This is a genomic window from Helicobacter valdiviensis, assembly GCF_003245365.1.
GTDB classification, from domain to species: Bacteria; Campylobacterota; Campylobacteria; order Campylobacterales; family Helicobacteraceae; genus Helicobacter_D; species Helicobacter_D valdiviensis.
In genome coordinates, this window is record NZ_NBIU01000005.1 from 97,553 (window position 1) to 108,917 (window position 11,365).

The 11,365-nt window shown below is 31.8% G+C and carries 11 protein-coding genes; all 11 read left to right on the forward strand.

All coding sequences use genetic code 11. The annotated features are described in order from the left end of the window. Positions 1–32: 32 nt before the first annotated feature. From asnB (B6S12_RS03185) to B6S12_RS03230, 11 genes are read left to right on the forward strand one after another with little or no spacing between them, the layout of a single operon-like run. Positions 33–1,763: an asparagine synthase (glutamine-hydrolyzing) gene (gene asnB, locus B6S12_RS03185; protein WP_111229370.1), complete on the forward strand. Its 1,731-nt coding sequence runs from the start codon at positions 33–35 to the stop codon at positions 1,761–1,763. Further along, positions 1,760–2,857, forward strand: coding sequence for a glycosyltransferase (locus tag B6S12_RS03190; protein WP_245892499.1), 1,098 nt, complete (start codon positions 1,760–1,762; stop codon positions 2,855–2,857). Before asnB (B6S12_RS03185) ends, B6S12_RS03190 begins: the two co-directional genes overlap by 4 nt. Then, complete coding sequence (locus B6S12_RS11440; protein ID WP_245892500.1) at positions 2,850–3,431, forward strand: methyltransferase domain-containing protein; 582 nt, start codon at positions 2,850–2,852, stop codon at positions 3,429–3,431. The genes B6S12_RS03190 and B6S12_RS11440 overlap by 8 nt, the downstream gene beginning before the upstream one ends. Continuing rightward, the gene (locus tag B6S12_RS11445) at positions 3,424–3,831 is read left to right on the forward strand and encodes a hypothetical protein (RefSeq protein ID WP_245892502.1); all 408 of its coding nucleotides are present in this window, start codon (positions 3,424–3,426) and stop codon (positions 3,829–3,831) included. Before B6S12_RS11440 ends, B6S12_RS11445 begins: the two co-directional genes overlap by 8 nt. Before the next feature lies 1 nt (position 3,832). Next, on the forward strand, positions 3,833–5,245 hold the full coding sequence (locus B6S12_RS03200; protein WP_181450937.1) for an SGNH/GDSL hydrolase family protein: 1,413 nt from the start codon (positions 3,833–3,835) through the stop codon (positions 5,243–5,245). Positions 5,246–5,255: 10 nt separating this feature from the next. Next, a complete protein-coding gene (locus B6S12_RS03205) occupies positions 5,256–6,155 on the forward strand; it encodes a hypothetical protein (protein ID WP_111229372.1) in 900 nt (299 codons plus the stop codon). Then, positions 6,149–6,739 carry a hypothetical protein gene (locus B6S12_RS03210; protein ID WP_146239341.1) on the forward strand — a complete coding sequence of 197 codons (591 nt, stop codon included), beginning with the start codon at positions 6,149–6,151 and terminating at the stop codon, positions 6,737–6,739. Before B6S12_RS03205 ends, B6S12_RS03210 begins: the two co-directional genes overlap by 7 nt. Before the next feature lie 59 nt (positions 6,740–6,798). Next, positions 6,799–8,481, forward strand: coding sequence for an asparagine synthase (glutamine-hydrolyzing) (gene asnB, locus B6S12_RS03215; RefSeq protein ID WP_111229374.1), 1,683 nt, complete (start codon positions 6,799–6,801; stop codon positions 8,479–8,481). After that, the gene (locus tag B6S12_RS03220; RefSeq protein WP_111229375.1) at positions 8,478–9,557 is read left to right on the forward strand and encodes a DUF354 domain-containing protein; all 1,080 of its coding nucleotides are present in this window, start codon (positions 8,478–8,480) and stop codon (positions 9,555–9,557) included. Before asnB (B6S12_RS03215) ends, B6S12_RS03220 begins: the two co-directional genes overlap by 4 nt. After that, positions 9,551–10,615 (forward strand): Gfo/Idh/MocA family protein, encoded by a 1,065-nt coding sequence (locus B6S12_RS03225; protein WP_111229376.1) that lies wholly within the window; start codon positions 9,551–9,553, stop codon positions 10,613–10,615. The genes B6S12_RS03220 and B6S12_RS03225 overlap by 7 nt, the downstream gene beginning before the upstream one ends. Next, on the forward strand, positions 10,612–11,259 hold the full coding sequence (locus B6S12_RS03230; protein ID WP_245892505.1) for a formyltransferase family protein: 648 nt from the start codon (positions 10,612–10,614) through the stop codon (positions 11,257–11,259). Before B6S12_RS03225 ends, B6S12_RS03230 begins: the two co-directional genes overlap by 4 nt. Positions 11,260–11,365: the final 106 nt, after the last annotated feature.

Consider the following 11,365-nt stretch of genomic DNA (forward strand, 5'->3'; position numbering starts at 1 on the left):
TGCAATGAAAATATCGGAAAATATGGGTTAAAATGTGTGCTATTGTCGGAATTTATGGGGAAAATAGTAGTCTTAGCACATTAGATTCAATGCTTGAAGCACTTAAGATGCGTGGGCTTGATTGTAGATATATAAAAGATTTTGGAAACTTTAAAGCAGGAATGAATCGCTTAAGTATCAATGATATAGAAGGTGGGATTCAGCCCTTTTGCAACAGACATGAAGATATTTTTGTCTTTTTCAATGGAGAGATTTATAATCATAAAGACTTAAGGAGTGAGCTAGAGAGAGAGGGGATAGTCTTTAGCTCTACTTGTGATGGAGAGGTTTTGCCATATTTGTATGAGAAGTATGGAAGGGATTGTTTTTCTTTGCTAGATGGCATGTTTGCAATATGCGTGTATGAGCTAAAAAGCAACAAAATAATCCTTGCAAGAGATAGTATGGGCGAGAAGCCACTTTATTATTATAAAGATTCTAAAAATTTTGCGTTTGGCTCTTTGATTAGCTCTTTGAGACAAATAGCAAATGTTAGCTTGAATAAAGAGGCTATTTGGGATTATTTTACATTTGGGTTTATACCAGAAAATCAGTGTATTTATAATGAAATCTGTGTTGTTCCACGCGGAGGGATTTTAGAGTTTTTTGATGGTGGGATAAGTATTACAAAATTCACACCTAAAGTTTTTATCCCTAATTTAAGTGAAGATAGTCTAGTTTCATTTGCAAGAGAAGTTGTTACTAAGAGTGTGAGAGATAGGTTGCTTAGCGATTGCAGAGTTGGGGCGTTCTTAAGTGGTGGCTTAGATAGCTCTATTGTTTGTGCATTAGCTAAGGATTCATTGTATCAGTCTTTTAATATTTCTTTTTTAGATGATTTTGATCCATATTGTTCTTTTGCAAATGAGGGAGAGTATGCTAAGGAAGTTGCGAAGTTTTTAGGACTTAGTCATACTGAAGTTAAGGTTAGTTCTAGTGATTTTTTGGAAAGTTTAGATAATTTTATAGATTCCATAGATCAACCTTTTGGTGTTGTATCGGGTATTGGAATAAAAATGATTGCAAAAATAGCAAAAGAAATGGGGATAAAAGTGCTTCTTAGCGGAGATGGTGCTGATGAGTGCTTTGGTGGATATGCATGGTATCCAAAACTAGCTTTTAATGATCCAAAATTTATAACAAAAGAAAAGCCAAAAGGTTGGCATTATTATGCTTATGAGAGCGAGAAGAGAGAATTTTGTGGTGAGTTTTTTGATAAGACTTATAATTCTCTAAGGCATTTTCCATATTTTGATTTTAGAGAAATTACTCCGCTTGATTGTATTAACTTTGATAGGGAATTTTATTTAAAAAATGAAATGATGATGAAGCTTGATAGAATGACTATGAGTGAGGGGGTTGAGGGGAGGGCTTGTTTTGTATCGCCTTTAATCGTTGAATTTAGCAAGAAGCTTAGCTATGAAATATTGCTAAAAAATGGCACAAAATGGCTACTAAAAGAGGCTTTTAAAGATTGTTTGCCACTTAGGATTATAGAAAGAGAGAAGCATGGGTTTAATCCTCCTATTGATTATTGGATGCAAACTTCATGGAGGGGGCTATTAAATGAGGTTTTAAGTCCGCAAAATAGCCTTGTGAAAAATGGAATTATAAAAAGTAGAGAAGATTTTTATGGTGTGATTAATAAAAGACAGGTTGGCTTTGGAAGCATTGCCTTTTTCGTGCTTATTCTTGGAAAATGGCTAGAAAAGGAGAAAATGTGAGAAATATTTTAATATTAGCAGATCTTACAAGTCCGCTAATGAAACCAAGAATTTTAATGCTAAAAGACTTGCCGTATAATAAATATATCTTACACAATGCAAATAATATTTCTTTAAATGATGAGATTATAAGCTCTTATGAGGGGTTTATTGTATTAGAGCACCCAAAAATAGAATCTCTAAAGCTTAGGTATTTGTATAGCTTTTTTTATACTTTTTATTTATTAATAAAGTTAAACCCAAAATTAATCGTAGTGCATTGGGCATCACGCCTATATCAAAACTTACTTTTAGCACTCTTTGGCAAGAGAGTTATAGTGCATACTATGGGCGGGGAGATAAACAAAGAAGAAGATTGCTATGGGAAGAAAAAATTTTTCACAGGAATATTACTAAGATATGCAAAGGTTATAACGGGTAAAACTGAAGTAATGAAGGAGATTGCTCTAAGTAATTTTCCTTTTTTGGATAAACAAAAAATAAAGATTCTTAGTTTTGGTGTTGAAGAAAGATTTTATGATATTTCAAGTGATGCTAAAAAAAGAGAGCTAAAAGTTGAGATTTTGGGAAAAGATTATAAAAATGTCTTCTTTTCCATACGCACATTTAAAAGGATTCATTTTCACAAAGAGATAATAAGAGTTTTTTTGGATAGTTATAAAGATAGTGATGATACTTGTCTTATTGTTAGTGTTTTGTCTTGTGAGAGTGATTATTTGCGTGAGTGTGAGGAAGAGTTTGACTTAAAAAATCAAAAAAATATAATTTTTGTCAATATAAAACATGATGATATGCACAAGTTTTTATATATAAGTGATGCTATTTTATCCCTAAAGCTATTTGATGGAATCTCACAATCAATAATGGAAGCTTTGTGTGCTAGAGTGTTTGTAATAGCAAGTGACATAAAAAATCACGCAATGTTACTAGAGCATAAGAAAAATTCATATCTCATAAATGATTTTTTGGAGTTAAAAGATGCTTTTTGTTTTGTTTTGGATAATACATTCCAAAATATAGACAATCAAATGCTAAATAGAAATAAACAAAAAAAATATTATCTTAGAATCTTAAAGGAGGAATTTGGTGTATAAAGAGCATGTAAAATTATTAGTATGTCCCAAGTGCAAGGGGGAATTAGAGCTTATTGGAGAGGGTGAGTTTATAGAGAATGGATCTTTAGAATGCAAAAATTGCAATATGTCTTATAATATCATAAATGGGATACCTAGATTTGTAGAAACTAGTAACTATGCAGATAGCTTTGGATTTGAGTGGAATATGCATAAAAAAACACAATATGATAGTGCTAGTGGGGTTAGTGCAAGTAGAGAGAGATTTTATAAAGAGAGTAGATGGGAGAAGTGTGAGGGAGAGACTATCTTAGAGGCTGGTTGTGGTAGTGGTAGATTTACTCCACATGCACTTGAAATAGTAGGAGATAGCGGGCTTGTGATTAGCTTTGATTATTCTAATGCAGTAGATGCAGCAAGTTCTAAGCCAAGTAAGAATCTTTTGCGATTTCAAGCGGATATTTTTAATTTGCCACTAAGAGAAGAAGTTTGTGATAAATGTTTTTGTTTTGGGGTATTGCAACATACACCCAGTGCAAGGAATGCTATAAAATCACTTGTGAAATCTTTGCGGGGGGGGGCGTTTTGTGTGTGATCATTATCCGTTTAACAAAAATACACCTTTTAATACAAAGTATTATGTGCGTCCTATTACGACTAGGATACCGCATAGGGCATTGTATAACTTTGGGAAAAGGTATGTAGATTTTATGTGGCCAGTTTTTAAGTTCAATAGAAGATTTTTCTCTCCATTTCGTGCAAATAGGATAAATTGGAGGCTTTTAATCCCTGATTATACTAGCGAGGGTTTAGATGAAGAGAAGTTAAAAGAGTGGGCGTATTTGGACTTTTTTGATATGTTAAGCCCAAAATATGATAGACCCATAAGAATGAGAACCTTGCATAGATTTTTAGAAGAATCAGGGCTAGAAAATGTAGAAACAAATCCTGGATATAATGGCTGGGAAGGTAGAGGAATAAAAAAGAGGAGGTAGGATGAAAAGAAAAATATTAATTTATGGATATGGTTGGGTAGGAGAAAGTGTATTTAGATTTTGTTCCTGTTTTAATAATGTAAGCATTAGGGTTATTGATGAGAAAATAGATTTACATAAACAAGCTTTATATGATGAACGATTTATCCAGCCCACAAAGAAGGAATTTCTAGAGTTTGATTATTATCTAATAGCGATTTTTACTCCCGCCAAAGCAGAAGAGGTAAAACAGAAATTAATTGCTATTGGAATTTTGGAACATAAAATTAAAAATATTACAGAACAAAGATTTAGTGACAATATGAAATCTTTTGTAATTGAGTATTTTGAGAGTTTTGAAGAAATTTGCAAAGCATGGGAAAAGGATGATTTTTATTTGTCTTGTTTTCATAAAGTTTTAGATGATTTTATAAGTAAATATTATAAGATTAAAAACAATTATGCTTTAAAGGATAAAAGAGAAAAATATGATGCTTTGGAGAAAATAAGTGTATTTTCTAAAATATTTGAGACTTCCACATCTAAATTGGGAGATATTTCTCTTAATTATCCTGGTTTTTATGTTATGGCATCCACTTATAAAAAAAATGATAAAGACTTTTATTTTATAGAAAAAATTGATTTTGATAATATTGCCAAAAGAAGAAGAAATATAAAATTAATTGCTTGTCTTGGTAATAGTGCTTTAAGGGTTGAATATTTACCAACCAATCAAACAATTACTTCGTATATGCAAGAAGAGATAGGAGAAGAATATATCGTTTTAAATTTTGGTGTTAGTGGTTCCACTATTTATGAGCAACTAATGTTATATAATGCAATTGTATATCCCTTAAAACCAGATATAGTTATTAGTTTCTTTGGTGGCACAGAATTAAGATGTGGAGTTGTTGCTTGTGATGTAATGGTGAAAACACATAAAATGGTTTATGTGCCAAATGCTTGGGAGACTACTTTTAAAAGATCAAATCAAAGTAAAATAGATCTTTATTATGAAATGGGAAGAATTCCACAAAGTTCAAATAGTTTAATTACGCAAAAGGATATTTTGATAGCGACTTATGAGCGTTTAAATCAGTTGAGAAATATAGTTTTTGCGGGGGGGGGGGCATTTTATGGGTTTATTCAGCCTATTTTACCTTGTAAAAATGTATGGAGTCAGCAAGAAATACAAATGAGAAATAAGGAAAAGAAATATTATGATGAAGTATATCCAGATTATAATAGGATATTTGATATGATGAAGTCGTTTGTAAAAGAAATATCAGATTGGAACTTGCCTTATTTGTATAACCTAAATGATATTATTAGAGAATGTAAAGAAGATATTTTTACAAACTATTGGATACATTGTAATGCACTAGGTAATAAAATGTGTGCCAAAAAAGTTGTGGAAATTTTAAAACAAAATTGATGGGAATTTTATGAAAAATCTTAAAGTATTCTCAAAGGATATGTCTAATGTTCATATTAGTAAGGCTGTAGAATTAGCTAGAGAATTAGAGATATATGGTGAGTATGAGTTGGTTGCTCAATTTGAAAAACAAGATAAAAAAGAAGATTGTTTGAGTGTAATTGCTGGTGCTATTAAAAAGCGTTTGGAGAGCGAAGTGCCTAGTTTTAGTATCCATGATGATATTATTAAAATAGATACATTGGAGATTATCCGTATCTTGAATAAATTTTGTATGGCATTTTTAGGTTATTTGTCAAAGAATACAATATCCTTGTTAGAAGATGCGGTAGATAAGCATTTGCAAAATACAAAGTCAGTAATCGGTTTTGATTTAAAAGCAGATGTAGGAATTGTTCCTCCGCTTATTCATAAAACCTGCAAACATACTCAAGGTATTGTGCGGGTACTAGAAAGTTTTGGTTTAACTTTGGCGTATTGCTATTGTGAAGATGTAAGTAATCCAATATATCATAGACAAAAAGCTATGTATGGAGATTGTTTGTATTTTTATATGTTTGATATTAAGGTTATTGTTTCAAGTTATAACTTACCATTGTATCGTCTTAAGAAAGTTCCACAAATTTTATATATTAACCATGTTTTTAATTCTGTATTAAAATATTTATGTTGGAAAAAGGAAGAAAAATATTTTTATAATGCAATTTTAGAATACAGACTTTTGCGTTGTCATTATTCTTTGTGCCATACAAAAAGTGAGAAAAAGTTATTGAAACTAGCTTTAGAAAAGTATAAGATTAGTGAACACAAAATTATAAAATCTGGTTATCCAAGCTTTGATGAAAGCTATAAGAGTTTTAATTTTTTAAACAAAACAATAGGTAGCGGGGGGGGGGGGAATATTTGCTGATTGCTCCAAGCCATATAGGTAAGTTTTTGGATAATCAAATGATATTTGAAGTTATTGTTGAAAAGTTAGAAGAGGGAATGAAAATTATTTTAAGGGGGCATCCAAGTTTTATTAATGAAGAAAAAAAGAAATATGAAATGCAATTGAGAATTTTGAGTCAGTATAAAGATTTTATATTTGATGATGGTAATGCAGAGAGATTTTGCAAAAAAATGAGAATAGATTGTGTAGATACTCTAAGTATTGCTATGTATAATAGCTTTGCTCTACTTAGTGATTCGAGTTCTTTGGCTTACACTTATCCATTTGTATCCTTGAAGCCTTGTATTATGTATTTAGATGATTTATTAGAAGGGGGTATAAGTTTAGATGGCATATCTTATTGCAATAAAATAATGCATTTGGTTGTGCATAATGCAGATGATCTTAAAAAAAGCATTAATAAAGCCATGGATAAAAATATTCAACAAGAATATGCTATTAATATTAAGCAATTGCAAAATAAGGAAATATATAATATTGAACATTCTGCTAAAGAAATAGCAGTAGCGATAAAGAGGATATTGAGGAAAAATAATCTATAATTAAAATGGTGGCAAAAAAAGTGGTTGAAATCTTAAAGCAAAAAGGAGCAATTTAGTTAATGTGTAGCATTTGTGGAGGGACTTATCCACTAGAAATTATTAAAAAAGCATCGCAAAAAATGCTCCATAGGGGGCCTGATTTTAGTGGAGAATTTGAATGTGATGGAGTGTCTTTAGCACATAATCGCTTGAGCATTATTGATTTAGATAAAGAGGCAAACCAGCCTTTTATTTCTCCTATGTATCCGCATTTAGTGCTTGTTTTTAATGGAGAAATTTATAATTATTTAGAACTTAAAGCTGAATTAGAAAAAGAGGGTGTGGAGTTTAAAACCAAAAGCGATACGGAAGTTTTACTGGCTATGTATGCAAAATTTGGCACAAGAGCTTTGCAAAAATTGAATGGAGATTTTGCATTTGTAATCTATGACAAACACGATAAAAGCTTCTTTTTAGCACGAGATAGGCTTGGGAATAAGCCCCTTTTTTACTCTCTTAAGAATAATAGATTAATTTTTGCTTCTGAAATTAAGGCTATTTTAGAAGTGGTGGGTGTTGCATTTTGTGAAGAAGAGGTGTCTAAATGGCTTTTATTTGGTAATGGAAGTGGAGAGGAGACGATTTATAAAGATATTTATGAATTTCCTAAAGCACATTTTGGAACTTTTAAAAATGGAAAATTCAATACAGAGCGCTATTGGAATTTAGAGATAAAGCAAGAGATTAATGATTTATCTTTGGGTGTGGAAGAATTAGAAGAATTATTGCTTAGTTCCCTAAGGTTAAGATTAAGAAGTGATGTTAAGGTAGCTATGGCAGTTTCTGGGGGGATTGATAGTTCAATTTTAGCAGCATTAGTTTGTAAGAACAATCTTCAAAGTGAATTTTTTGGTATTTGTTTTAAGGGTATCCAAGAAGCAAACGAAAAAGAATTTATGCAAAATTTAGCAAATACACTTAAGCTTAAATTAGAAATTGTGGAAGCTTCTATGCAGGCAATAAAAAGTGATTTTAAAGATCTTGTTTTTTTCCAAGATGAGATTTTTAGAAGTTTTTCTATTTATATGCAATATGTATTATTTAAAAATATTGCTTTAAAAGATTGCAAGGTGGTTCTTAGTGGGCAGGGTGCTGATGAACTTTTTGGTGGGTATTATCATCATGTAGGGAGATATATTTTTTCTACCCCTAATGCTTTTAAAGATAGAATTAGAGTTTATGGCAATGAGGCTTTGAGGGAATATTTATTTGGGCTTAAATGTTCTTTAGCAAAAGAAGAGAAGTTACAACTTTTTACAGAAGATAACCAAGAAGAAATTGCAAAATTATTCAATAATTCTTTGCCTATTCCTAGTATGGAGCATTTGCTAGAGAGGTTTCAAATGGATTTTGATTTAGGATTATGGTTGGATACTCTTAAATATAATTTGCCAAATTTATTGCGTTATGAGGATAGAAATGCAATGGCACATTCTTTGGAAAATCGCACCCCTTTTACAGATTATAGAGTAGTGGAGTTTGCTTTTAAGTTAAGTAATTCGTTAAAATTTCAAAAAGGTTATAGTAAATATATTTTAAGAGTTCTACTAGATAGGCTAGGTTTGAAAGAATTGGCTTGGAGAAAAGGAAAAGTAGGTTTTGGAGTTCCAGAAAGAGCAATTATGCAAACTTTAGGATATAATTATCAAAGTCTTTTTGATATTCGTTATATTGAGTTTCAGATTTTAAGGGAGAGGGAATGATTTGGATTGATGTGGCAACCCCAAAATATGCTATGTTTTTTGCAAAAATGATAAAGGAATTAAAAAAACAAGAATATGAGATTTTGGTAACCACACGCTATGCTCCAAACTATACAGAAGCTAAAGAAATTTTAGAATTGCATAATATTCCACATATTGTGCTTGGAGAATATGGGGGAGCAAGTTTATTAGAAAAATTTGAAGCTAGGATTTTTCGTCAAAAAGAGATATTGGATTTGTTTAAAGCTAGAGGAGTTCCGAAGGTTTTGATATGTGGGGCAGTTGTAGATAGTGTGCAGGTAGCTTATGGGATTGGGATACCAGTTGTAAATATTTATGACACTCCAGCTTTTACAACTCCAGGGGATAAGGCTTGCCCTAAAGAGCTAACAGCGGTTTCAAGATTAACTTTGCCTTTTTCAAAGCTTTTTTTCTATCCTTTTATTTTTCCCAAAGAGCTAATGCTACGCTTTGCACTAGATGAAAATCAAATCCAATCCTATCCTTTTATTGATGTAGCTTTATGGATTAGTGATCTTAAAAAAGAAGCAAAGAATGATTTTAGAATGCGTTATGGGCTAGACATTTCTAAGCCTACTATTTTGATAAGAGAAGAAGAATATAAAGCCCATTATGTAAAAGAAAAAATCCCCACTATTTATGAGGTTATTCCTTTATTAAAAAAAGAATTAGATGCAAATTTAGTAATTATGCCTCGCTATGAAAAAGAAAGATTGAAAAACGATTTTAGTGCTTATGCGACGATTTTAGATGAGAAATTAAAACCTGAAGAATTTTATCCTTTTATTGATATGTTTATTGGTGGGGGAGGCACGATGAATTTAGAAGCAGTTTGTTATGGCATACCTACGATTTCAACGCGTTCTATTTGGCTAATCCATGATCAATATCTTGTTAAGAATAATTTGATGTATTGGAGTCAAGATTGTAAAGAGATTTTAGAAATTACAAAAAAAATGTTGGGAAAAAGAGTGCAAAGTAGGGACTTTTTTATACAAGGAGAATGTAATTTTAAGGCGATGATTGAACGCATACAAAAGGAGATTTTATGTTAGGGGTAGCATTATTAGGTTGTGGTAGGATTGCAAAAAGGCATGCAGATTTATTAAGCAGTGGAGAGATACAAGGGGCATATTTAGCAAGCGTGTGTGATATAGATGAAAATAGAGCTAAAGAGTTTGGAAAAAAATATAATGTGCCATATTTTGTTAAATTAGAAGAAATGATGAAAGAATGTGGAGGAAAGATTGATATAGTTTCTATTCTTACGCCAAGTGGAATGCATGCAAAAAATACGCTTGAAGTAGCATCTTATAAAAAGCATATAGTAGTGGAAAAGCCAATGGCACTAACGCTAGAAGATGCAGATAAAATGATAGAAGCATGCGATAGAAGTGGGGTAAGACTTTTTGTAGTAAAGCAAAACCGTTATAACTTGCCAGTGCAGAAGTTAAAAGAGGCAATGGAAGAAGGCAGATTTGGAAAACTTGTAATGGGAACAATTAGGGTAAGATGGTGTAGAGATGATTCTTATTATGCTCAAGATTCTTGGCGTGGAACTTGGGCGATGGATGGGGGAGTTTTTACCAATCAAGCAAGCCATCATATTGATTTATTAGAATGGATGATGGGAGATGTGGAGAGTGTTTTTGCTAAAAGTATTACAGCTCTTAGTCATATAGAAGCAGAAGATACTGGAGTGGCTATATTAAAGTTTAAAAATGGTGCTTTGGGAATTATTGAAGCAACCACTGCGACGCGTCCTAAAGATTTAGAAGGAAGTATTTCAATTTTAGGGGAAAAGGGAAGTGTTGAAATTGGAGGTTTTGCTGTTAATCAAATTAAGCATTGGCAGTTTAGTGAGATAAGAAAAAGCGATGAGGAAGTAATGGAAAAATTTTCTACCAACCCTCCTAATGTCTATGGGTTTGGACATAAAGAATATTATTTGCATGTATTAGATTCAATCATTAATAATAAGAAAGCTCTTGTAGATGGGTTAGAGGGGCGTAGAAGTTTAGAACTTATTGTGGCTATGTATGAATCAATTGAAACAGGAAAAGAAGTATTTTTACGCTTCCAACCTCAAAAGTGTAGATTGGGACATTTATGAAAAGAGTTGTTTTTTTAGGAGCTAAAGAAATTGGTTTAGGAGCTTTAGAAGAGCTTTATAGAAGGCAAGAAGAACTGGAATATGAGATAGTGGGGGTTTTTACTTCTAAAAGAGGGGAGAAGATTAAAGAGTTTTGCATGAAATATAATTTGCCACTTAAAGAGGATTTAGAGCAGATATTGGTATTAAAATGCGATTTGCTTTTTAGTGTGCAATACCATCAAATTTTGCAAATGAGGCATTTGGAATCTGTTAGCACAATGGCTTTTAATTTGCATTTAGCACCACTTCCAGAATATAGAGGTTGCAATCAGTTTTCTTTTGCGATTTTGAACGAGGATGAAGAATTTGGAGTGAGTATTCATAAAGTGGATTGCGGTATTGATAGTGGCGATGTTGTTTTTCAAAAAAGATTTAAAATTCCTAAAAAATGTTTTGTGGAGGAATTGGTAGAAATAGCAAGCAAAGAGGGATTAAAACTTTTTAAGGATAAATTGAAAAATATGATTGAAGGAAAATATGTATTAACACCTCAAAGCTCATTAATATCAAATAAAAAGGAGTTTCATTTAAGAAATGAGATTAATTTTTTAAAAGAAATAAAATTGTGTGCTATTGGCGGGGGGGGGGGGGGAAATTTTTAAAAAATTTTTTTTGGTACCCCCAAGCCCGGGTTTTGACCCCCTTTTTTTTTTTTTTGGGGGAAGAAGTTTTTTATTGTGCCCGAGGAAAAAGTTTTAATATAAAAAG